Here is a 21855-nt window from a genome sequence, read left to right as displayed (position 1 = left end):
TAGCTCCAGCTCGATTTGAGTGCCGATCCTGACAGAGCGGCATCTGACCAACAAGTGATTCCGTTGTTGCCTTTTGGTTACGCGACGGAATCTGTCGACCATGTGTCGGGTCAGGCCGTAAATACCCGTACGGAGTGTCAGTGGCGGATGCCAGACTCGCGTGTATGGAGAAGATCGACAATTTGATCGCGCAGGTCAAGGATGGTGAAAGGGTCAAGTTCTTGCACTTCTGGGGCCACACGCCCCGGCGGGACGGGACGCTCGGACCGAGCTGTTTCAGCCAGTGGTGGCCGTCGCCGTTCGAGGTGGACGGCGTGGCGTACGCGACGGCCGAGCACTGGATGATGGCGGCCAAGGCGCGCCTGTTCGGCGACGCGGAGGCGGAGCGTGCGGCGCTCGCGGCCAGGACCCCGGCGGAGGCGAAGAAGGCGGGCCGGCTGGTGCGGGGCTTCGACGAGGCGGTGTGGAAGCGGGAGCGGTACGGGATCGTGGTGGCGGGCAGCCTCCACAAGTTCGGCCAGTCCCCCGACCTGAGGGCCTACCTCCTGTCCACCGGCACGAGGGTCCTGGTGGAGGCGAGCCCCCTGGACCGCATCTGGGGCATAGGCCTGCCCGCCGACGCCCCCGAGGCGGAGGATCCGTCGAAGTGGCGGGGCGAGAACTTGCTGGGGTTCGCGCTGATGGAGGCGCGGGAGGGTCTGCGGGGCGCGTAGGCGTGGGCCCGGCCTTTGTCTGCGGGTGGGTGGTGGGTTGCCCGCGCAGTTCCCCGCGCCCCTAAGAGCGCCCCTTCGGGGCGCCCCGGGGATTGCCGCGGAGCGGCATCTAAGGGGCGCGGGGAACTGCGCGACCAGTTGGGGACGACCCGCGGACGAACGCAGGGTGCCCGGGGCGGAGCCCCGAAGCGGGGTGCAGGGGCCACAGGCCCCGCGACGGGGTCCGGGGGCGCAGCCCCCGGGAGCGCCACCCTCACCCCCACCCACCCCCGGAGGGTTTAGGGAAGGGGCGGGGTGGGGTGGACATCCCCGGTGACCAGCGACGTCGCGAACGGGTCGTCGTACCTGGACGAGTCATCCCCGTCCTCGTCATTCGTGACCGCCCAGATCATCAGCCCGAGAAACACCCCGCTGACCACGATCCCGACCGCCCCGAGGATGATCCCCGCCAGCGCCTGCCCCCCATTCGTGGCCTGCCCCCGCTTAGCCCGCCCCCGCCCCAGGAACCCGAAGATCAGCGCAAGGATCCCCAGGATGACCCCGAGCCCCCACATGCAGAAGAGCACGACGGAGACGATGCCGAGCACCAGCGCCGTGGTGCCGAAGCCGTTGAGCGGGGCACCCATACCGGTCCACCCGGGGTGCCCATAGCCGTAACCGGGATAGCCGGGGTAGGCCGGGTAGCCGTAGCTACCGGGGACCGCCTGGCCGGGACCGCCCGGCGCGGTCGGAGGCGGCGGCACGGGCCCACCCCACCCGGGGCCGCCCACCGGACCGGGACCGGAACCAGGACCGGGACCCGCCGCGTCCGAGGGCCCGGGCTCCCCCGCCGCCGGCATCGACGTCACGGTCGGCTGGTCATGCACAGGCGGCACGGGCTGACCCGGCTGACCCGTCGCCCCCGGCTTCTCCAACGGAACCTTCCGCTCCGGCGGAGCCCACGGGTCCCCGGGCTCGGCACCCTGGGACGGCTGATCGCGGTTGTCTGACATGGGCCTCCCCCATCGTGGTTCCGACATGCTAAAGCTCCCGCCCGCGGCGGGATCCAGCGGATGCCGGGGGATCCGCCCGGCCTAACATGATCCCCGAAGAGGGAAGCCCAGAGCCTGCGGAGGAAACCATGACCGACCTGCACCCGTTCATCGCGGGCCTGCCCAAGGCAGAGCTCCATGTGCACCACGTCGGCTCGGCCTCCCCCCGTATCGTCGCCGAACTGGCCGCCCGCCACCCCGACTCGAAGGTCCCCACCGACCCCGAGGCCCTCGCGGACTACTTCACGTTCACCGACTTCGCGCACTTCATCGACGTCTACCTCTCGGTCGTCGACCTGATCCGCACCCCGGAAGATGTGCGGCTTCTCACGTACGAGGTCGCCCGCGACATGGCCCGGCAGAACATCCGGTACGCCGAGCTGACCATCACCCCCTTCTCCTCCACCCGCCGCGGCATCGACGAGCGCGCCTTCATGGACGCGATCGAGGACGCCCGCAAGGCGGCCGAGAAGGAGCTCGGCACGGTGCTGCGCTGGTGCTTCGACATCCCGGGCGAGGCCGGTCTGGAGGCGGCCGCCGAGACGACCCGGCTCGCCACCGCCGACGGCATCCGCCCCGAGGGCCTGGTCTCCTTCGGCCTCGGCGGCCCGGAGATCGGCGTACCGCGCCCGCAGTTCAAGCCGTACTTCGACCAGGCCATCGCCGCGGGCCTGCACTCGGTGCCGCACTCGGGCGAGTCCACCGGCCCGCAGTCGATCTGGGACGCCCTCACCGAGCTGCGCGCCGAGCGCATCGGCCACGGCACCAGTGCCACCCAGGACCAGGACCTCCTCAAGCACCTCGCCGACCACCGGATCGCTCTGGAGGTCTGCCCGACCTCCAACCTGGCGACCCGCGTGGTCGCCGACATCGACCAGCACCCCATAAGGGAAATGGTGCAGGCGGGCGTGCTCGTCACCGTCAACAGCGACGACCCGCCGATGTTCGGCAGCGACCTCAACAACGAGTACGCGGTCGCCGCCCGCCTCCTGGAGCTGGACGAGCGCGGCGTGGCCGACCTTGCCAAGAACGCCGTCGAGGCGTCCTTCCTCGACAAGGCGGGCAAGACGAAGCTCGCCGCCGAGATCGACGACTACACGACGAAGTGGCTGGCGCCGTAACGCGCGACAACAATGGGCCCATGCGCACCGTGACTGCCGTGGCCCACCGCGGCGACCCGTACCGCGTCCGCGAGAACACGCTCCCGTCGATCCACTCGGCGCTGGAGCGGGGCGCGGACGCGGTCGAGATCGATGTACGGCTCACCCGCGACGGCGTCCCCGTCCTGCTCCACGACGAGACGCTGGAGCGGCTGTGGGGCCACGACCGCCCGCTGTCCTCGCTGGTGTACGAGGACGTCCGCGAGCTGACCCGCTCCGGCGTCCCGACCCTGCGCGCGGCTCTGATGGCGGCGGGCGCGCACCGGGTGATGATCGATCTGCCCGGTGCGACGGAGGCGGCGGTGCGGGCGGTCGTGGGCACGGTGCAGGAGTGCGGGGCGGGCGACCGCGTGTACTACTGCGCGGGCGCCGCCGCCATGCTGAAGGTCCGCGCCGCCGACCCGTCCGCCGAGATCGCCCTGACGTGGACGACGCTGGCGCCGCCGCGCCCCGAGCTGATCGCGGCGGTCAAGCCGCGCTGGCTCAACTACCGCTTCGGGCTGATGAGTACGGAGCTGGCCGGGCGGATCCACCGCGACGGGATGCTCGTGTCCGTGTGGACCGCGGACACCAAGCGGACCATGCGGCGGCTGCTCGCGCAGGGCGTGGACGCGGTCACCACGAATCGGGTGGACGCGCTGCGCGCGGTCCTGGCGGGGGGTACGGATTGGACGCGGGACGGCTGAGGGGTCGCCCGGCGACGTGGCTGCGCGGGGCGAACCCGTGGGCCGTCGACATCGGGCTCGCGCTGCTCGTGCAGGCGGCGATGACGATCCCGTTCGTGGCGGACCGCCCGGCCGGGCTGCGCGCCGCGACCTGGGCGGACTACGGGCTGACCTCGCTGGCGGTGCTGCCGCTGGTGTGGCGGCGCCGGGCCCCGGTCGCGGTGGTGCTGGCGACGCTGGCGGCGGGCGCGGTGTACAAGCTGACGCTGGACGGTCCGGGGCAGCCGCTCCCGTATCCGGGCCTGATCGCGCTGTACACGGTGGCGGCGCTGTCGCCGGCGCGCCAGCGCCTGTCGGTGGCGACGCTGATCGGGGTCCTGGTCTTCCCGTCCGTGGCCCTGAACACCGGGGACACCAAGGAGCTGCTGTTCAGCTTCTTCGTCTTCGGCGCGGCGTACGCGCTGGGGCGGCTCACGCACACCCGGCAGGCGTACACTGCCGCCGTCGAGGACCGCGCGGCGCAGCTGGAACGGGCCAACCGGATCGAGGCGGAGCAGGCAGCGGCGCGCGAACGCGCCCGGATCGCACGGGAGATGCACGACATCCTGTCGCACGCGGTGAGCATCATGGTGGTCCAGGCGGAGGCGGGCCCGGTGGCGGTGCGGGCCGCGCCGGAGCGGGCGGAGGCGGCGTTCGAGGCGATCTCCTCGACGGGGCGGGACGCGATGGTGCAGCTGCGGCGGATGCTGGGGGTGCTGCGTGACGCCCCGTCGGCCGACTCCCCGCGCAGCCCGCAGCCGGGGCTGGCCGCGCTCCCCGACCTGATCGCGCGGTCCTCGGTGGGCGGCCCGCGCATCTCGTACGAGAGTACGGGCGCGGCTCGTCCGCTGCCGCTGGATCTGGAGGCGACGGTGTACCGGATCGTGCAGGAGGGGGTCACGAACGCGGTGAAGCACGCGGGGGCTGGGCGGGTGTGGGTGCGGCTGGCGTACGGGCGGGGCGAGGTGACGGTGTCGGTGACGGACGACGGCCGCGGCCCGAGCACGGTCCCCGGCCCCGGCACGGGCCACGGCCTGATCGGCGTCGCGGAACGGGCGGCGGCACACGGAGGCTCGACAAGCTCGGGCCCACGAGCCAACACCCCCGGCTACGAACTCCAAGCAACCCTGCCCGTTCGCCTGCGGACCGTGGATGGCTGGTCGCGCAGTTCCCCGCGCCCCTAAAAGCGGGGATTGCCGCGGAGCGGCATCTTCAGGGGCGCGGGGAACTGCGCGATCAGTTGGGGACGGTCCGCAGCCGAAGCACCCGGCCGCCCGCCCAGGGCTTTCGGGAAGGGGCGGGGTGGGGAACCAACCCGGGCGCAGCCCCAAGTACCCTCCCCACGAGGGGGACACACCATGACCATCCACGTCGTCGTCGCCGACGACCAAGAACTCGTGCGCAGCGGATTCGCCATGATCCTCGACGCACAGCCCGACATCGAGGTCGTCGCAGAGGCGGCCAACGGCGAAGCGGCCGTAGAAGCCGTACGACGCCTCCACCCCGACGTAGCCCTCCTGGACATCCGCATGCCCGTCACAGACGGCATAACCGCCTGCCGCACCATCACCACAGAATCCACCTGCCGCACCGTAATGCTCACGACCTTCGACTCCGGCGCATACGTGTTCGACGCCCTGCACGCCGGAGCCAGCGGCTTCCTGCTCAAGGACGTACGCCGGGACGACCTCGTCCACGCCGTACGCGTCGTCGCGGCCGGCGAGTCCCTGGTGGCGCCGTCCGTGGCGCGGCGGCTGATCGCGGAGTACACCTCCCGGCCGCCGGCCGCGCCCGCGCCCCCGTCCGGGCGCCTGGACGTGCTGACCGCGCGCGAACGCGAGACGCTGCTCCTGCTCGGCCGAGGCCTCTCCAACGCCGAGATCGCGGCCGAGCTCACCGTCTCCGAGCACACGGTGAAGACCCATGTCGGGCATGTTCTGGCGAAGTTGGGGCTCCGGGACCGTATCCAGGCGGTGATCTGCGCGTACGAGACGGGGCTCATCGCGGTGAACGGCTGACTCCTCGACTCCCCCGCGCGGGGGAGGAAACCCGGCCCCCTCAATCGCTCGCTCCGGCGATCCCCCGGGCGCCGAAGATCAGCAGGATTGGGTCATCGACCCCGACCCTCTGCTGACGGAGTAGCACCCCATGCGTACCACCCTCGTCGCCACCGCCCTCGTCCTCGCGCTCGGCGGCGCCGCCACCCCCGCCGTCGCCGCGCCGCCCGCCCCGCACTCCACCACCGCCCAGCCGGGCCTGCCCGCCCTGCTCGCCCAGCTCCCCAACGGCAACGCCACCGCCGCCCTCGTCCGCGTCGGCGGCACCCAGGGCACCTTCACCGGCAGCGGCGGGGTCCACGACCTCAAGACCCAGAACCCCGCCGACCCCCGCGCCCGTTTCCGCGTCGGCTCCGTCACCAAGGTGTTCACCGCCGCCGTCGTGCTCCAGCTCGCGGGCGAGGGCAAGGTGGACCTCGACCGGCCCGTCCGCGCCTATCTGCCCGAGCTGATACCGGCCTCGTACAAGCACGTCACCGTACGCCAGTTGCTGAACCACACCAGCGGCATCCCGTCGTACGACAGCGGCAGCGGCGACACCCTCGACGCCTGGTACGCGCACCGCTTCGACCGGCACGACCCCGCCGCGATGGTCCGTCAGGCCACCTCCCAGAAGCGGCTGTTCAAGCCCGGGACCCAGCAGAGGTACGACAACATCGGCTACACCGTCGCCGGTCTGCTGATCGAGAAGGTCACCCACGACTCGTACGCCCACCAGGTCCAGCGCCGTATCCTCAAGCCGCTGGGTCTCCGCGACAGCTACTTCCCCGGCGCCGACCCCACCATCCACGGCCCCCACAACCACGGCTACCAGGAGTTCGTGAAGGCCGACGGAACCAAGGAACTGCGCGATGTGACGGTCTGGGGCGCCACCGAGGCCTTCGCCGCAGGGGACCTGATCTCGACCACCGCCGACCTGGAGACGTTCCTCCGGTCCCTGTTCCGGGGAGAGGTCGTGCGCGGCCCCCTCCTCAAGGAAATGTTCACCACCCCCGGCCCGAACGTGCACCTGTACGGGACCGACGAGCCCTCCGCGTACAGCGCGGGCCTGGAGACCATGGAGCTCGGCGGCCGCCAGGTGTGGGGCAAGACGGGCGGACGCTGGGGCTACAACGCGGTGATCGCCGCGACCCCGGACCTGTCCCGGACCCTCGTGTACAGCGTCAACTCGACGGACGCCAAGGGCAAGGACATGAACCCGACAGCCCTGACGATCGTCGCCACCACCTTCGGCCCCCCGACCCACCACTGACTCACACGGCCGCTGGTGCCCCCGCGGGGGCCGGCGCCGTGAGCGCCTCCAGCTCCTTGATCTTCCGGCGTACGACGTACAGCGGGATCACCCCGAACACGCCGAAGGACATGTCGATCACCGACCACCAGAAGGGGATGCCGCGCACCGGCCCGCAGATCAGGGCCAGCGGGATGATCCCGGCGCAGGCGATCATCCCGAACTCGATCACCCAGATGTTGCGCACCGGATCGCGGTAGGGCCCGTAGAACGCGACGGCGATGACGAGGTGCGCGAACGCCAGCCAGTCCGTTCCGTAGAGGACGAAGGGGTACTTCTCGTCCGTCGCGTCGAGCCCCTCGCGCACCCGGTCGATCCACCCCGTCAGGCCCGGGAACCAGTCCCCCGCCGGGGTGGACCGCAGCAGGCTCTGCGTCCAGTGCAGTTCGTGCACCAGCGGGAACGCGGTCAGTCCGCTCAGCACGAGGCAGACGATGAAGACGACAAGCCACAGGCGTATGCGCCGCACGAGGGCAGCTCTTCGCTCGCTCATGACCGCAGCCTACGCCGCGATTTGAACGTGTTCAAACCAGCCTCGGGGCTCCTTCTAGAGCCCCACGATCGCGTTCCACCTCTTAGCGAACTCCAGCCGTTCCTCCGACGTGATGTCCCGGGCGATCGCGAGGCGTTGGCGCATCTCGGCGTCCGGGAAGACCAGGGGGTCCTCGGCCAGTTCCGCGCGGTCCTTGTCCTTGGAGGCCGCGAGGACCTCGCGGGCGGCCGGGACCGGGCAGACGTAGTTGACCCAGACCGCGAGCTCCGCCGCCACGTGCGGGTCGTAGTAGTAGTCGATCAGCGCCTCGGCGTTGGCCTTGTGGCGGGCCAGGTTGGGGATCATCATCGACTCGGCCCACAGCTCGGCGCCCTCCTCGGGCACCACGAACTCGATGTCGGGGTTGTCCGCCTGGAGCTGGATCACATCGCCCGAGTACGCCTGGCAGGCCAGCACGTCGCCGGTGGAGAGGTCCTTGATGTAGTCGTTGCCGGTGAAGCGGCGTATCTGCTTCTTGTGGACCTGCTTCTCGACCTTGTCGCACATCCGGTGGAAGTCGTCGGCCGTCCACCGCGTCACGTCGACGCCGTCGCCCTGCATCAGCAGCGCGAACGACTCGTCGAGCCCGGACAGCAGCGTCACCTTGCCCGCGAGCCGCGGGTCCCACAGGTCACCGGTGTGCTTGATCTCGCGGCCGAGCCGCTTCTTGTTGTACGCGATGCCGGTGATCCCGGACTGCCAGGGCACGCTGTGCAGCCGCCCCTCGTCGAAGGCGGGCGTGGTGAGCTGCGGGTCCAGGTTCTTGGCGACGTTGGGCTGGCGGGCGCGCTCCATCTCCTGCACCCAGCCGAGCCGTACGAACCGGGCCGCCATCCAGTCGCTGACGACGACGATGTCCCGGCCGGTGGCCTGATGGTTCATCAGGGCCGGGCTGATCTTCCCGAAGAACTCGTCGTTGTCGTTGATCTCCTCGGTGTAGGTGACGGAGATCCCGGTGCTCTTGGTGAACGCGTCGAGGGTGGGCCGCTTCGACTTGTCGTCCTCGTCGGTGTCGATGTACAGCGGCCAGTTGGCGAAGGTGAGCCGGTGGTCGGCGGCCGAGCGGTCGCGCGCCGCGCGGTCGCCGGGTCCGACGTACGCCGCGGGCACTCCGCAGCCCGCCAGCGCGGCCGCGGCGGCCCCGCCGCCGAGCGCGCGCAGCAGGTGGCGGCGGGAGAGGGGGTTCATGGGGGTCGCTCGCACCCCCGAAGGATGCCGGGGCGCCGGTGTACGGGGCAATGGACGCTGCGTACAGCCCGACCCCGCAGGCCCGACAACCTGTCGACCGATCAGGCCCCGGACACACGTGTGGTGCGGCACCCCGTCCGGTGCCGCACCACACGTCCCGTCCCTACGAGGGGAGTCAGCCCTCGTACGACGTCATCACGTGCTTGATGCGGGTGTAGTCCTCGAAGCCGTACGCCGAGAGGTCCTTGCCGTAGCCGGACTTCTTGAAGCCGCCGTGCGGCATCTCCGCGACCAGCGGGATGTGCGTGTTGATCCAGACGCAGCCGAAGTCCAGGTACTTGGACATGCGCATCGCGCGGGCGTGGTCCTTCGTCCAGACCGAGGAGGCCAGGGCGTACTCGACGCCGTTGGCGTACTCCAGGGCCTGCTTCTCGTCCGTGAACGACTGGACGGTGATGACCGGGCCGAAGACCTCGTTCTGGATGATCTCGTCGTCCTGCTTGAGGCCGGAGACGACGGTCGGGGCGTAGAAGTAGCCCTTGTCGCCGACCCGGTGGCCGCCCGCCTCGACCTTGGCGTGCGCCGGGAGGCGGTCGATGAAGCCGGTGACCTGCTTGAGCTGGTTGGCGTTGTTGAGCGGGCCGTACAGCACGTCCTCGTCGTCCGGCTGGCCGGTCTTGGTGTCGGCGGCGGCCTTGGCGAGCGCGGTCACGAACTCGTCGTGGATGGACTCGTGGACGAGCACGCGGGTCGCGGCCGTACAGTCCTGGCCCGCGTTGAAGTAGCCCGCGACCGCGATGTCCTCGACGGCCTTGGCGATGTCGGCGTCCTCGAAGACGACGACCGGGGCCTTGCCGCCGAGCTCTAGGTGGACGCGCTTGACGTCCTTGGCCGCCGACTCGGCGACCTGCATGCCGGCCCGTACGGAACCGGTGATGGAGGCCATCGCGGGGGTGGGGTGCTCGACCATCGCGCGGCCGGTGTCGCGGTCGCCGCAGATGACGTTGAAGACGCCCTTGGGGACGATCGCGCCGATGATCTCGGCGATCAGTACGGTGGAGGCGGGGGTGGTGTCCGAGGGCTTGAGGACGACCGTGTTGCCCGCGGCGAGCGCCGGGGCGAACTTCCACACGGCCATCATCATCGGGTAGTTCCACGGCGCGACCTGCGCGCAGACGCCCACCGGCTCGCGGCGGACGATCGAGGTCATGCCCTCCATGTACTCGCCGGCCGAGCGGCCTTCGAGCAGCCGGGCGGCGCCGGCGAAGAAGCGGATCTGGTCCACCATCGGCGGGATCTCTTCGCTGGCGGTGAGCGCGAGCGGCTTGCCGGTGTTCTCCGACTCGGCCGCGATCAGCTCCTCGGCGCGCTCCTCGAAGGCGTCCGCGATCTTCAGCAGGACCCTCTGGCGCTCGGCCGGGGTGGTGTCGCGCCAGGCCGGGAAGGCCGCGGCGGCGGCGGCCATGGCGGCGTCGACGTCCGCCTGGCCGGAGAGCGGCGAGGTGGCGTACGCCTCGCCCGTGGCCGGGTTGACCACCTCGATGGTCCGCCCGTCGGCAGCATCGCGGAACTCTCCGTCGATGTAGTTGCGCAAACGACGCAGTTCGGTGGTCACTTCGCTGGCCTCCGGTTCGGTGTCCGATGGGTGAGACGCCCACCTTAGTCGGTGAAGTGTCGCTTTCGACAGACCCGCCGCCCGGTAACTTCGGATTCAGTGCTTCCGAGGTCACGGAACAACGAATTTCATCGCTTTGGGGTTGCGGGACAGACGAGTCGGGTGCACAGTGGCTCCGTGGCCAGTCGAAGCGCAGACCCCAGGACCGGAAACGGATCGTCCCCGTCGATCGATGCCGTGTCCCTGGCGATCATCGAGCAGCTCCAGGAAGACGGGCGCCGCCCGTACGCAGCGATCGGCAAGGCCGTGGGCCTGTCCGAGGCGGCCGTGCGGCAGCGCGTGCAGAAGCTGCTGGACCAGGGCGTGATGCAGATCGTCGCCGTCACCGACCCCCTCACCGTGGGGTTCCGGCGCCAGGCGATGGTCGGCATCAATGTCGAGGGCGACCTCGACCCGGTCGCGGAGGCGCTCACGGCCATGGCCGAGTGCGAGTACGTGGTGATGACCGCGGGCTCCTTCGACCTGATGGTGGAGGTCGTCTGCGAGGACGACGACCACCTGCTGGACGTCATCAACAAGCGGATCCGCGCCCTCCCCGGCGTGCGCTCCACCGAGAGCTTCGTCTACCTCAAGTTGAAGAAGCAGACCTATATGTGGGGAACCCGATAGCCGTGAGCAAGGACCTGAGCCAGACCGCCTACGACCACCTGTGGATGCACTTCACCCGCATGTCGTCGTACGAGAACGCGCCCGTTCCCACCATCGTGCGGGGCGAGGGCACCTACATCTACGACGACAAGGGCAAGAAGTACCTCGACGGTCTCTCCGGCCTGTTCGTCGTCAACGCCGGCCACGGCCGCCACGAGCTCGCCGAGACCGCCTACAAGCAGGCGCAGGAGCTGGCCTTCTTCCCGGTGTGGTCCTACGCCCACCCCAAGGCCGTGGAGCTCGCCGAGCGCCTGGCGAACTACGCCCCGGGCGACCTCAACAAGGTCTTCTTCACCACCGGCGGCGGCGAGGCCGTCGAGACCGCCTGGAAGCTGGCGAAGCAGTACCACAAGCTCACCGGCAACCACACGAAGTACAAGGTCATCTCGCGCGCGGTCGCCTACCACGGCACCCCGCAGGGCGCCCTGTCCATCACCGGTCTGCCCGCCCTGAAGGCCCCCTTCGAGCCGCTGGTCCCCGGCGCGCACAAGGTGCCGAACACCAACATCTACCGCGCCCCGATCCACGGCGACGACCCGGTGGCCTTCGGCCGCTGGGCCGCCGACCAGATCGAGCAGGAGATCCTCTTCGAGGGCCCCGACACGGTCGCCGCGGTCTTCCTGGAGCCCGTGCAGAACGCGGGCGGCTGCTTCCCGCCGCCGCCCGGCTACTTCCAGCGCGTGCGCGAGATCTGCGACAAGTACGACGTGCTGCTCGTCTCCGACGAGGTCATCTGCGCCTTCGGCCGGCTGGGCACGATGTTCGCCTGCGACAAGTTCGACTACGTACCGGACATGATCACCTGCGCCAAGGGCATGACCTCGGGCTACTCCCCGATCGGCGCCTGCATCATCTCCGACAAGCTGGCGGAGCCGTTCTACAAGGGCGACAACACCTTCCTGCACGGCTACACCTTCGGCGGCCACCCGGTCTCCGCGGCCGTGGGCCTGGCCAACCTCGACATCTTCGAGCGCGAGGGCCTCAACCAGCACGTGCTCGACAACGAGGGCGCCTTCTTCGACACCCTCAAGAAGCTGCACGACCTGCCGATCGTCGGCGACGTCCGCGGCAACGGCTTCTTCTACGGCATCGAGCTCGTCAAGGACAAGGCCACCAAGGAGTCCTTCAACGACGAGGAGACCGAGCGCGTCCTGTACGGCTTCCTCTCCAAGGCGCTGTACGACAACGGCCTGTACTGCCGCGCCGACGACCGGGGCGACCCGGTGGTCCAGCTGGCCCCGCCGCTCATCTCCGACCAGGGGACCTTCGACGAGATCGAGGGCATCCTGCGCGAGGTCCTGACGGAGGCCTGGACGAAGCTCTAGCCGTCCCCGGACCGTCCCCCGCGATTCGTCTGAACGCACCGGCCCGGTGGCGCCCATCCGAGTGAGATGGGCGCCACCGGGCCGCGTGCTGTCGGGACCGGCGCGCATCAGTCCCTACGGTGCCCAGTGACCGATCGGCCCTGCCTTCGTTCCCCCGTACGGGGGAGTAGGAAATCTGATCTGAACCGAGGTGTACGCCATGGTGGCCCCGCCGGACAACGATGTGCTCTGGGGACGTTCCCTGCACCACTCCCACGGCGGCTCGCCCGCCCTGACGGGGGTCTCCCTCGGGATCCGCGAGGGCGAGATCCTGGCCGTCGGCGGCCCGCGCGGCAGCGGCAAGACGACCCTGCTGCGCTGTCTGTCCGGCCAGCTGGTGCCCGACCAGGGCGAAGTGTGGTTCAACAGCGCCCCCGTCCACACCATGGGAGCGCTCTCCCGCGAGCGGCTGCGCCGCGACCGGTTCGGCTGGATCGACCCGGAGCCGACCCTGGTGCCCGAGCTCAACGCCTGGGAGAACGCGGCGCTGCCGCTGCTGCTGCGCGGCATCGCGCACCGCACCGCCAAGAAGGCCGCCCTGGAGTGGCTGGAGCGGCTCGACATCGGCGCCTGCGCCCGCCGCCGCCCGCACGCCCTGCTCACCGCGCAGCGCCAGCGGGTGGCGATCGCCCGCGCCCTGGTCACCTCCCCCGCGGTGCTCTTCGCCGACGAGCCGACCGCGACCCTGCACCGCGCCGACCGCGCCCAGGTGCTGCGCACCCTGACGGCCGCGGCCCGCTCGCACGCCATCACCACGGTCCTGGCCACCCATGACGCGGAGGTCGCGGCGCTCGCCGACCGCACGGTGTGGCTGCTGGACGGGCGCCGGGTCAACGCGGGCGGGCAGGGCGCCCCCGACGCGGAGGGCCGCGCCGCGTGCTCGCTCTCCGTCTAGCCCGCGGCACCCACCCGCTGGTCCTGCTGCGCCGCCTGCTGGTGGCCGCGGCCTCGGCGGGGGTCGGCTTCCTGCTCCTGTGCACCCTGGGCCACGCGGTCGCGCACCCCGGCGGTTCTGTGCTGCGGCTGGTGTGGTGCGCGGTGCCGCTCGCCGCGACCGTCCACTTCGCGGTCGCCGTGGCCCGTACGGACCCGAGCACCCGCCCCCGCCCCGGACTCTCGGCGGTGGGCCTGGGCCCCGGACGGCTCACCGCGATCGCGGCGGCGTCGACGGCGGTGGCCTGCACGCTCGGCTCGACGGTCGCCCTGCTCGTCTACCTCCATCTGCGCGGCGACATCACCGGACTGCCCTTCGACGGGGCGGCGGCCGGACTGCTCGCCGCCGACCGGCCGCTGCCGCTGGCCGCCGCCCTCACCCTGCTCTCGGTGCTGCCGCTGACCGCGTCGGCGGCGGCCGGGCTCGCCCTGCGCCCGCGCAAGGAGCAGCCCCGGCCCCGGCCGACCGGCGCGGAGCGGCCCCCGGCGTCCGTCCCGGCGGGCCTGCCCTGGGGGATCACCCTGATCACGGCGGGCCTGGCGATGGAGACGTTCGCGAGCCGGGGCACCCCGGGCTCCGCGATCCCCATGCCGGGCCACCCCGACAGCAGCCCCGCCGGGGTGCTGGCGGGCTGGGTGCTCACCGCGCTGGGCCTGGCGGTCGCGGGCCCGGCCCTGACGCATCTGTGCGGGCGGCTGCTCCAGACCGCGCGGCCCGGGGCGGCCCGGCTGCTGGCGGGGCGCGTCCTGATGGAAGAGGCCCGCCGCATCGGGCGCCCGCTGGGCGTGGTGTGCGCGGTGGCCTCGGCCACGATCGCGGCCGCCACGCTGTACGGCGACGAGGCGGGCCCGCACCCCTTCGGGCCGCTCACGGGCCTGGGCGCGGCGCTGGTGACGGGGTGCTCGGTGGCGACGCTGCTGACGGCGGCCCTGGAGTCCAAGCACGCCCGGGGCGAGACGACGGCGGCGCTGCTGCGCCTGGGCGCCCCGGCCAAGCTGCTGCGCGCCTCGGCCGCCCTGCGCGCGGCGGCGCTCCTGGCCCTGTTCGGCCCGGTGACCTGGGGCATCGCCGAGCTGGCGGCACTGCCGCTGACGGGCTGAGCCCGGGCCCCGGCTGCTGGACCCCGTACGACTATCGTGGCCGGATGGCCAGTGAAGACTTTCAGCGGGTGGAGAGCGCGCAGGACCGGGAGATCGAGTCCGTAGCCGAGTTCGACGAGGTCGTCGCGGGCGGGACGCTGGTCGGATACCGCCTGCAGTCCCTCGACCTGACGGACCGTACGTTCGCGCTGCTGTCCGTCGACACCGCGGGCGCCGTCTTCCTCGGCTGCCGGATGGAGCCGGACGCCACCGCCAAGGTGCGCGCCGACGGGGCCCTGGTCTTCCCGCCCGTCCCCGATCTGCCCTTCGACCCCTACCGGGGGCTGCTCTACACCCCCGACGAGCTGTTCGAGGACCTCGACGCGGGCTACGAGCGCACGCCCGACGCCCGCTCGTACGCCTGGTTCCAGCGCACCAAGTCGGACGGCGACGTCTTCGCGTCGATGCTCCGCTCGATCCACGACGACTCGGTCTCGGACGCGCTCGACGAGTTCCTGGCCGGGACGCGGGTCGTGGGCGTGATGGGCGGGCACGCGATGGGCCGGGGCAGCGAGGAGTACGCCGGGGCGGCCCGGCTGGGGCGCACCCTGGCCCGGTCCGGGTTCACCGTCGCCACCGGCGGCGGGCCGGGCGCGATGGAGGCCGCGAACCTGGGCGCGTACACGGCGCCGTTCGCGGACGCCGTGCTCGGCGAGGCGCTGGAACTGCTCGCCAAGGCGCCGTCGTTCGCGCCGTCCGTCTCGGACTGGGCGCGGGCGGCCTTCGAGGTACGCGGACGCCACCCGCGGGGCGGTGTGTCGGTCGGCATCCCCACCTGGTTCTACGGCCACGAGCCGCCGAACGCGTTCGCCAGCCACATCGCCAAGTACTTCGCCAACGCGACCCGCGAGGACGGCCTGCTGGCCCGCTCCAACGCGGGCGTGGTGTTCCTGCCGGGCGCGGCCGGGACCGTACAGGAGATCTTCGACAACGCGACCCCGAACTACTACGGGTCGCGCGGCGAGCCCACGCCGATGGTGCTGGTCGACCGCGCGCACTGGACCGAGCGGCTGCCCGCGTGGCCGCTGCTCCAGTCGCTGGCGCAGGGCCGCCCGATGGCGGCGCGGATCGCGCTGGTGGACTCGGTGGACGAGGCGGCGGCGGAGCTGGCGCGCCTTTCGGCGTGAGCGAAGACGCGTAGATCACACCAGGCAACGCGAGGCGGCCGGAGCACGTCTGCTGCTGAGGAGCGGAATCGTGCTCCCGCTTGACGTCTGATCCCTCGAAACGGAGCTCTTGGTGCTGCTCGGCCTACTCACCGCGATCGCGGCCTCGATCTGCTACGGCACGGGCTCGGTCCTGCAAGCCGTCGGATCCCGCAAGTCCGCGCGCCGCGAGGCGGCCGCGACGGCCCGCACCCAGCACGGCGGCCCGAGCCTGTCGTCGACCGCGAAGGCGGCGCTGACGTGGGAGTTCATGGTGGGCACGGTCCTGGACTTCGTGGGCTTCGGCCTGGGCGCGCTGGCCGCCCGTCTGCTCCCCCTCTTCCTCTCCCAGACGGTGATCAGCGCCAACCTGGTGATCACGGCGGTCCTGAGCGTCAAGCTCCTCGGCATCCGGCTGAGCCGCGCCGAGTGGGGCTCGATCGCGGTGGTCTGCTCGGCCCTGGTGCTGCTCGCGACGGCGGCGGGCGCGGAGGGCAGCGGGGACACGTCCCTGGCCACGCACTGGTGGCTGCTGGTGGTGTCGGTGCTGCTGATGGCGGGCGGCGCGGTGGCGGTACGGCTGCTGGGCGCCCGCGCCGCGATCCTGGCGGGCCTGCTGTCGGGCCTGGGCTTCGGCGCGCTGGGGGTCGGCGTGCGCGTCCTGAACGGCGTGGACCCCTTCGACCTCGGCCGTCTGCTCGCGGACCCCGCGCTGTACGCGATCGTGGTGGCCGGGGTCGGCGGGATGTACCTGCACACGGTGGCGCTGCAGATCGGCTCGGTCAACGGGGCGACGGCGGCGCTGGTGGTCGGCGAGACGGTCCTGCCGGGCGCGATCGGCGTCCTGTGGCTGGGCGACGCGTCGCGGGCGGGGCTGGGGTGGATGGCGGGTCTTGGCTTCGTGCTCGCGGTGGCGGGGGCGGTGGGGGTGGCGTGGTACGGGTCCGAGCCGGAGGCGGCGCCCGTCGCCGCTGACGGGGAGGTTTCCCCCACCCCACCCCTTCCCGAAACCCTCCGGGGGTGAGGTTCGTCTGCGGGCCGGTAGGTGGCTGGTCGCGCAGCCGAAGAACCAGGCCGCCCGCCAGAGGGCTTTCGGGAAGGGGCGGGGTGGGGGCTCAACCCGCCAGAACCACTACCTCCGCCCCCACAAACCCCACCCCCACCATCTCCCCCACCCCCGCCGCATCCCGCACCCCACACTCCGCCTCCAAAACAGGCCCGGAACGGGGCCGAAGCCGCAGCGCCACATGGTTCCCCCGGAACGTGCGGGACACGACCTCGCAAGGCAGCCCCTCCCCGGCGGGGAGCAACCGAACCCCCGCCGGACGGATGAGCAGACGCACAGCCCCCTGCGCCGACCCCGACGGCACCGGCACCGCCCCCCACTCCGTGGAAGCCACCACCCCCGACACCACACCCGGCACCACGTTCTCGAACCCGAGGAAGCGCGCCACGAACTCGGAGGCCGGCCGCTGCCAGACCTCCAGCGGCGTACCGGTCTGCGCGATGCGGCCGTCCCGCATCACCACGACCCGGTCGGCGAGCGCGAACGCCTCGCCCTGGTCGTGCGTGACGGCCAGCACGGTCGTACCCAACCGGCCGAACAGGGAGCGCAGTTCGACCACCAGCCGCTCCCGCAGCGTACGGTCCAGCTGCCCCAGTGGCTCGTCCAGCATCAGCAGCCGGGGCGACGGCGCCAGCGCGCGGGCGAGGGCGACGCGCTGCTGCTCGCCGCCGGAGAGCGCCGCGACGGCCCGCCGCCCCGCTCCCGGCAGTCCGACCAGCTCCAGCAACTCCTCGACCCGCTCGGCCTGCCGGGCGCGCGGCACCCCGCGCATGCGCAGGCCGAAGGACACGTTCCCGGCCACGTCCCGCTGCGGGAACAGCTGGTGGTCCTGGAACATCAGGCCGACGCCCCGGCGGTGCACCGGCACCCCGCCCTGGTCGGCGCCTTCGAGCAGCACCCGCCCCTCATCGACCGGCTGGAGGCCCGCGACCACCCGCAGCAGCGTGGACTTGCCGCTGCCGCTGGGGCCAAGCACGCACACCGTCTCGTGCTCGGCGACCTCCAGGTCGACCGCGTCGAGCGCGGCCCGCTCGCCGAACCGGACCGTCACCCCGTCGAGCTTGAGCATCAGAATTCTCCGGTCCGGTCCGTACGAACGCGTTCGAGGAGGAGCAGGGACAGCGCGCACACGACCATCAGGATCGTGCTGAGCGCCATCGCCTGGCCGTAGTTGAGGTCCCCGGCCCGGCCGAGCAGCCGGGCCACCGCGACCGGCAGGGTGGGGCGGTCGGGGCGGGCGATGAACACGGTCGCGCCGAACTCGCCGAGCGAGACGGCGAACGCGAACCCGGCCGCGATCAGCAGCGCCCGCCGCACCAGCGGCAGGTCCACCTCCCGCCAGACCCGCAACGGCGAGGCGCCGAGGACGGCCGCCGCCTCGCGCAGCCTCCCGTCGACCGCGCGCAGTACGGGAAGCATGGTCCGTACGACGAACGGCACCCCCACCAGTGCCTGGGCCAGCGGCACCAGGATCCAGGAGGTGCGCAGGTCCAGCGGCGGCCGGTCCAGGGTGATCAGGAAGCCGAAGCCGACGGTGACGGCCGACACTCCCAGCGGCAGCATCAGGAGCGCGTCGAAGCCTCGGACCAGGCGGCCACCGCGCCGGGTGAGGGCCGCGGCCGCCAGACCGCCGATGACCAGCGCGATCCCGGTCGCGGCCAGCGCGTACTGCACCGAGTTCCACACCGCCTCAAGCGGCGGCACCAGGAACGTTCCGCCCTCCCCCACCGACTGGAGGGAGCGGAAGTAGCCGAAGCCGTAGCCGTCGGGGGTGTCCAGGGAGCGGGCGACCAGCACGCCCAGCGGCAGCAGGATCAGTACGGCGATCACCGCGAGCACCCCGGCGAGCAGCGTCCACTGGCCCGCGCCGCGCGGGCGGCGGGCGGTCTGCTTGGGGTCGACGAGCTTCAGGGCGCTCTCGCGCCGCCGTACCGTCCAGGCGTGTACGGCGAGGACCGCGCCGACCGCCGCGAACTGGACGATGGTGAGGACCGCCGCGGTGGGCAGGTCGAGGAGTTCGGCGGTCTGGCGGTAGATCTCCACTTCGAGGGTGGAGAAGGTGGGGCCGCCGAGGATCTGGACGACGCCGAAGGAGGTGAAGGTGAAGAGGAAGACCATCAGCGCGGCGGCCGCCACGGCGGGCCCGAGCGCGGGCAGCGTCACCGTGCGCCAGGCCGCGAACCGGGAGGCACCGAGGACCCGGGCGGCCTCTTCCTGGCGCGGGTCGAGCTGCGCCCACAGGCCGCCGACGGTCCGTACGACGACGGCGTAGTTGAAGAAGACGTGCGCGAGCAGGATCGCCCACACCGTGGTGTCGAGCCGTACGCCCCACAGCTCGTCGAGGAGCCCGCCCCGGCCGAGCAGCGCGAGGAACGCGGTGCCGACGACGACGGTGGGCAGCACGAAGGGGACCGTGACCACGGCCCGCAGCAGATGGCGGCCGGGGAAGTCGAAGCGGGCGAAGACGTAGGCGCCGGGCAGTGCGATCAGCAGGGTGAGCGCGGTGGAGGCGAGCGCCTGCCAGGTGGTGAACCACAGGACGTGCCCGATGTCCGGCTCGGTGATCACCTCGCCGATCCGGCCGAGGTGCCAGACGCCGTCGACGCGCAGCCCGCGGCCGACGATCGCGGCCACGGGCCAGGCGAAGAAGAGCGCGAAGAACGCGAGCGGCAGGGCCATCAGGCCGAGCCGCACCGCGCTCTCGCGCACCTTCTTCGCGCGGGGCGTGCGGCTTACTTCAGCACGAGCGAGGACCACGACTTGACCCACTGCTCACGGTTCTTGGAGATCTTCTCCGGAGCGACGTCGTGCGTCTCGGTGACGGTGGCGCCGAACTTGGTGAACAGCTCGGGCAGCTTGGCGTCCTTGACCACCGGGTTCACGAACATGTTGAGGGGCATGTCCTCCTGGAACTTCTTGGAGATCAGGAAGTCGAGGAGCGCCTTGCCGCCCGCCTCGTTCTTGGCGCCCTTGAGGAGCCCGGCGAACTCGGTCTGGCGGAAGCAGGTGCCGGTGGCGACGCCGGTGGGGGCCTCGGTGGGCTGCGGCTTGGCGTACAGGACCTCGACGGGCGGGCTGGAGGCGTAGGAGACGACCAGCGGGCGGTCGCCCTTGGCCTTCTTGCCGCCGGCCGAGCCGGAGAAGTCCTGGTTGTAGGCCTGCTCCCAGCCGTCGACGACCTTGACGCCGTTGTCCTTGAGCTTCTTCCAGTAGTCCTGCCACCCGTCGTCGCCGAACTGGGCGGCGGTGCCGAGGAGGAAGCCGAGGCCGGGCGAGGAGGTCGCCGCGTTCTCGGTGACCAGCAGGTTCTTGTACTCGGGCTTGATCAGGTCGGTGAAGGAGCTCGGCGGGCTGAGCTTCTTGTCGGCGAAGTACTTCTTGTCGTAGTTGACGCAGATGTCGCCGGTGTCGATCGGGGTGACCCGGTGCTGGCCCTTGTCGAGCTGGACGGCCGCGGGGACGGCCGCGAGGCCCTTCGCCTCGTATGGGGTGAAGATCCCGTGGTCGAGGGCGCGCGAGAGCAGGGTGTTGTCGACGCCGAAGAACACGTCGCCGCGCGGGGAGCCCTTGGTGAGGATCTCCTGGTTGAGCGCCGCGCCGGCGTCGCCGCTCTTGAGGACCTTGACCGTGTAGCCGGTCTGCGCGGTGAACTCCTTGAGCACCGCGTCGGAGGCGGCGAACGAGTCGTGGCTGACCAGCGTGACGGTCTTGGACTTGGTGCCGCCGTCGGACTTGGCGGTGTCGTCCTTGCCGCCGCACGCGGCGAGCGTACTGACGCCCAGGGCGGCGGCGAGTGCGCCGGCCGCCATCTTCTTCGTACTGCGCATGGTTCTGGATCCTCCTGGTGGGACCAGGAAGAGACGCGGCCCTGCCCGGACGACGGCGGGTCGTGCGGGCAGGGCGCAACAGCTTGAGTGGTGACCGAACTTCCTACCCAGAATGACCTGGGCGAGGTTCAGAGGGTCTGCGACCTGACGGTGTCGCACTCTCAGCGCTGTGGCGCTCCCCTGTCGGAATATGCAGATTTCGAGCTCAGACTACCTCTCGGACGCGGCGAGCTGCCCGCACGCTCCGTCGATCTCCTGGCCACGGGTGTCCCGGACGGTGACCGGCACGCCGTGGGCCGCGATGGCCTCGACGAACGCCTTCTCGTCCTCGGGGCGCGAGGCGGTCCACTTCGAGCCCGGCGTCGGGTTCAGCGGGATCAGGTTGACGTGGACGCGCTTGCCCTTGAGGAGGCGGCCGAGCAGGTCACCGCGCCAGGCCTGGTCGTTGATGTCGCGGATCAGTGCGTACTCGATCGAGATGCGGCGGCCGGACTTCTCCGCGTACTCCCACGCCGCGTCCAGGACCTCGCGGACCTTCCAGCGGGTGTTGACCGGGACGAGGGTGTCGCGCAGTTCGTCGTCCGGGGCGTGCAGCGACACGGCGAGGCGGCACTTGAAGCCCTCGTCGGCGAAGCGGTGCATGGCCGGGACGAGGCCCACGGTGGAGACGGTGATGCCACGCTGGGACAGGCCCAGGCCGTCGGGCTCGGGGTCGGTGAGGCGGCGGATGGCGCCGACGACCCGCTTGTAGTTGGCGAGCGGTTCGCCCATGCCCATGAAGACGATGTTCGACAGCCGGGCCGGGCCGCCGGGGACCTCGCCGTCGCGCAGGGCGCGCATGCCGTCGACGATCTGGTGCACGATCTCGGCGGTCGACAGGTTGCGGTCCAGGCCCGCCTGGCCGGTCGCGCAGAACGGGCAGTTCATGCCGCAGCCGGCCTGCGAGGAGATGCACATCGTCACCCGGTCGGGGTAGCGCATCAGGACCGACTCGACGAGCGTCCCGTCGTGCAGGCGCCACAGCGTCTTGCGGGTGGTGTCGTCGTCGCACGAGATGTGCCGCACCACCGACATCAGGTCCGGCAGCAGCTCCTCCTGGAGGCGGGTGCGCGCGGCGGCGGGGATGTCGGTCCACTGGGCCGGGTCGTGCGCGTACCGCGCGAAGTAGTGCTGCGAGAGCTGCTTGGCGCGGAACGGCTTCTCGCCGATCGCGGCGACAGCCTCTTTCCGCTCGGCGGGCGAGAGGTCGGCGAGGTGCCGCGGCGGCTTCTTGGCTCCGCGGGGGGCGACGAAAGTGAGTTCTCCGGGCTTCGGCATGGTCCCACCAGTGTCTCAGACATACGGAAAGGGGCTCGCCGTCCTGTGGACAACGAGCCCCCGA

General features: G+C 71.5%; 20 protein-coding genes. 12 read left to right on the top strand and 8 right to left on the bottom strand.

Annotated elements, in window-relative coordinates; genetic code table 11:
* Positions 1 to 164: 164 nt before the first annotated feature.
* Positions 165 to 713, top strand: coding sequence for a riboflavin biosynthesis intermediates N-glycosidase (gene ybiA / locus IE252_RS21705; protein WP_190091083.1), 549 nt, complete (start codon positions 165 to 167; stop codon positions 711 to 713).
* Between the two features lie 278 nt (positions 714 to 991).
* On the opposite strand, the gene IE252_RS21700 is transcribed toward ybiA, so the two are convergent.
* Positions 992 to 1456, bottom strand: a complete 465-nt coding sequence (locus tag IE252_RS21700; protein WP_373298588.1) for a DUF4190 domain-containing protein — start codon at positions 1454 to 1456, stop codon at positions 992 to 994.
* A 377-nt stretch (positions 1457 to 1833) separates the two neighbouring features.
* Between IE252_RS21700 and IE252_RS21695 the strand changes: the two genes are divergently transcribed.
* The 5 genes from IE252_RS21695 (at position 1834) to IE252_RS21675 (ending at position 6917) form a co-directional block, all read left to right on the top strand.
* Positions 1834 to 2865, top strand: coding sequence for an adenosine deaminase (locus IE252_RS21695; protein ID WP_190091081.1), 1032 nt, complete (start codon positions 1834 to 1836; stop codon positions 2863 to 2865).
* Positions 2866 to 2885: 20 nt separating this feature from the next.
* Positions 2886 to 3590 carry a glycerophosphodiester phosphodiesterase gene (locus IE252_RS21690; protein WP_190091080.1) on the top strand — a complete coding sequence of 235 codons (705 nt, stop codon included), beginning with the start codon at positions 2886 to 2888 and terminating at the stop codon, positions 3588 to 3590.
* Positions 3572 to 4792: a sensor histidine kinase gene (locus tag IE252_RS21685; RefSeq protein ID WP_373298587.1), complete on the top strand. Its 1221-nt coding sequence runs from the start codon at positions 3572 to 3574 to the stop codon at positions 4790 to 4792. Before IE252_RS21690 ends, IE252_RS21685 begins: the two co-directional genes overlap by 19 nt.
* A 174-nt stretch (positions 4793 to 4966) precedes the next feature.
* A complete protein-coding gene (locus tag IE252_RS21680) occupies positions 4967 to 5626 on the top strand; it encodes a response regulator (RefSeq protein ID WP_190091079.1) in 660 nt (219 codons plus the stop codon).
* A gap of 130 nt (positions 5627 to 5756) precedes the next feature.
* Entirely contained in the window at positions 5757 to 6917 is a 1161-nt protein-coding gene (locus tag IE252_RS21675) for a serine hydrolase domain-containing protein (protein WP_190091078.1), read from the top strand.
* A 1-nt stretch (position 6918) separates the two neighbouring features.
* Here IE252_RS21675 and IE252_RS21670 read toward each other — a convergent pair whose 3' ends face one another.
* The 3 genes from IE252_RS21670 to IE252_RS21660 form a co-directional block, all read right to left on the bottom strand.
* Complete coding sequence (locus IE252_RS21670) at positions 6919 to 7449, bottom strand: hypothetical protein (RefSeq protein ID WP_190091077.1); 531 nt, start codon at positions 7447 to 7449, stop codon at positions 6919 to 6921.
* A gap of 54 nt (positions 7450 to 7503) precedes the next feature.
* Positions 7504 to 8676: a polyamine ABC transporter substrate-binding protein gene (locus IE252_RS21665; protein WP_190091128.1), complete on the bottom strand. Its 1173-nt coding sequence runs from the start codon at positions 8674 to 8676 to the stop codon at positions 7504 to 7506.
* A 175-nt stretch (positions 8677 to 8851) separates the two neighbouring features.
* The gene (locus IE252_RS21660; protein WP_190091076.1) at positions 8852 to 10291 is read right to left on the bottom strand and encodes a gamma-aminobutyraldehyde dehydrogenase; all 1440 of its coding nucleotides are present in this window, start codon (positions 10289 to 10291) and stop codon (positions 8852 to 8854) included.
* 177 nt (positions 10292 to 10468) lie between these two features.
* Between IE252_RS21660 and IE252_RS21655 the strand changes: the two genes are divergently transcribed.
* The 6 genes from IE252_RS21655 to IE252_RS21630 all read left to right on the top strand — a co-directional run bounded on the left by IE252_RS21655 (position 10469) and on the right by IE252_RS21630 (position 16605).
* Positions 10469 to 10960, top strand: a complete 492-nt coding sequence (locus IE252_RS21655; protein ID WP_190091075.1) for an Lrp/AsnC family transcriptional regulator — start codon at positions 10469 to 10471, stop codon at positions 10958 to 10960.
* Positions 10945 to 12324, top strand: coding sequence for an aspartate aminotransferase family protein (locus IE252_RS21650; protein ID WP_190091074.1), 1380 nt, complete (start codon positions 10945 to 10947; stop codon positions 12322 to 12324). The genes IE252_RS21655 and IE252_RS21650 overlap by 16 nt, the downstream gene beginning before the upstream one ends.
* A 199-nt stretch (positions 12325 to 12523) precedes the next feature.
* Positions 12524 to 13258, top strand: a complete 735-nt coding sequence (locus IE252_RS21645; protein WP_190091073.1) for an ABC transporter ATP-binding protein — start codon at positions 12524 to 12526, stop codon at positions 13256 to 13258.
* On the top strand, positions 13240 to 14397 hold the full coding sequence (locus IE252_RS21640) for a hypothetical protein (RefSeq protein ID WP_190091072.1): 1158 nt from the start codon (positions 13240 to 13242) through the stop codon (positions 14395 to 14397). The genes IE252_RS21645 and IE252_RS21640 overlap by 19 nt, the downstream gene beginning before the upstream one ends.
* A gap of 44 nt (positions 14398 to 14441) precedes the next feature.
* Entirely contained in the window at positions 14442 to 15563 is a 1122-nt protein-coding gene (locus IE252_RS21635; protein ID WP_190091071.1) for an LOG family protein, read from the top strand.
* Positions 15564 to 15675: 112 nt separating this feature from the next.
* Complete coding sequence (locus IE252_RS21630) at positions 15676 to 16605, top strand: DMT family transporter (RefSeq protein WP_190091070.1); 930 nt, start codon at positions 15676 to 15678, stop codon at positions 16603 to 16605.
* 91 nt (positions 16606 to 16696) lie between these two features.
* Here the strand turns inward: IE252_RS21630 and IE252_RS21625 are convergent, their stop codons facing one another.
* From IE252_RS21625 to rlmN, 4 genes are all read right to left on the bottom strand, one after another.
* Entirely contained in the window at positions 16697 to 17716 is a 1020-nt protein-coding gene (locus IE252_RS21625; RefSeq protein WP_190091069.1) for an ABC transporter ATP-binding protein, read from the bottom strand.
* Complete coding sequence (locus IE252_RS21620; RefSeq protein WP_190091127.1) at positions 17716 to 19326, bottom strand: ABC transporter permease; 1611 nt, start codon at positions 19324 to 19326, stop codon at positions 17716 to 17718. Before IE252_RS21620 ends, IE252_RS21625 begins: the two co-directional genes overlap by 1 nt.
* A gap of 53 nt (positions 19327 to 19379) precedes the next feature.
* The gene (locus IE252_RS21615; RefSeq protein ID WP_190091068.1) at positions 19380 to 20474 is read right to left on the bottom strand and encodes a thiamine ABC transporter substrate-binding protein; all 1095 of its coding nucleotides are present in this window, start codon (positions 20472 to 20474) and stop codon (positions 19380 to 19382) included.
* Between the two features lie 210 nt (positions 20475 to 20684).
* Positions 20685 to 21791, bottom strand: a complete 1107-nt coding sequence (rlmN, locus tag IE252_RS21610; protein ID WP_101390413.1) for a dual-specificity RNA methyltransferase RlmN — start codon at positions 21789 to 21791, stop codon at positions 20685 to 20687.
* Positions 21792 to 21855 lie beyond the last annotated feature (64 nt).

The sequence above is a fragment of the Streptomyces melanogenes genome, from assembly GCF_014649795.1.
In the GTDB taxonomy this organism is placed as follows: Bacteria; Actinomycetota; Actinomycetes; order Streptomycetales; family Streptomycetaceae; genus Streptomyces; species Streptomyces noboritoensis.
The sequence above is the reverse complement of the archived record's forward strand: the minus strand, read 5'-3'. Positions and strand labels throughout refer to the sequence as shown.

Coding starts and splice junctions, on each gene's coding strand:
- ybiA (WP_190091083.1), top strand. CDS start 165: ATGGAGAAGATCGACAATTTGATCGCGCAGGTCAAGGATGGTGAAAGG.
- IE252_RS21695 (WP_190091081.1), top strand. CDS start 1,834: ATGACCGACCTGCACCCGTTCATCGCGGGCCTGCCCAAGGCAGAGCTC.
- IE252_RS21690 (WP_190091080.1), top strand. CDS start 2,886: ATGCGCACCGTGACTGCCGTGGCCCACCGCGGCGACCCGTACCGCGTC.
- IE252_RS21680 (WP_190091079.1), top strand. CDS start 4,967: ATGACCATCCACGTCGTCGTCGCCGACGACCAAGAACTCGTGCGCAGC.
- IE252_RS21675 (WP_190091078.1), top strand. CDS start 5,757: ATGCGTACCACCCTCGTCGCCACCGCCCTCGTCCTCGCGCTCGGCGGC.
- IE252_RS21670 (WP_190091077.1), bottom strand. CDS start 7,449: ATGAGCGAGCGAAGAGCTGCCCTCGTGCGGCGCATACGCCTGTGGCTT.
- IE252_RS21665 (WP_190091128.1), bottom strand. CDS start 8,676: ATGAACCCCCTCTCCCGCCGCCACCTGCTGCGCGCGCTCGGCGGCGGG.
- IE252_RS21645 (WP_190091073.1), top strand. CDS start 12,524: ATGGTGGCCCCGCCGGACAACGATGTGCTCTGGGGACGTTCCCTGCAC.
- IE252_RS21635 (WP_190091071.1), top strand. CDS start 14,442: ATGGCCAGTGAAGACTTTCAGCGGGTGGAGAGCGCGCAGGACCGGGAG.
- IE252_RS21625 (WP_190091069.1), bottom strand. CDS start 17,716: ATGCTCAAGCTCGACGGGGTGACGGTCCGGTTCGGCGAGCGGGCCGCG.
- IE252_RS21620 (WP_190091127.1), bottom strand. CDS start 19,326: ATGGCCCTGCCGCTCGCGTTCTTCGCGCTCTTCTTCGCCTGGCCCGTG.
- IE252_RS21615 (WP_190091068.1), bottom strand. CDS start 20,474: ATGCGCAGTACGAAGAAGATGGCGGCCGGCGCACTCGCCGCCGCCCTG.
- rlmN (WP_101390413.1), bottom strand. CDS start 21,791: ATGCCGAAGCCCGGAGAACTCACTTTCGTCGCCCCCCGCGGAGCCAAG.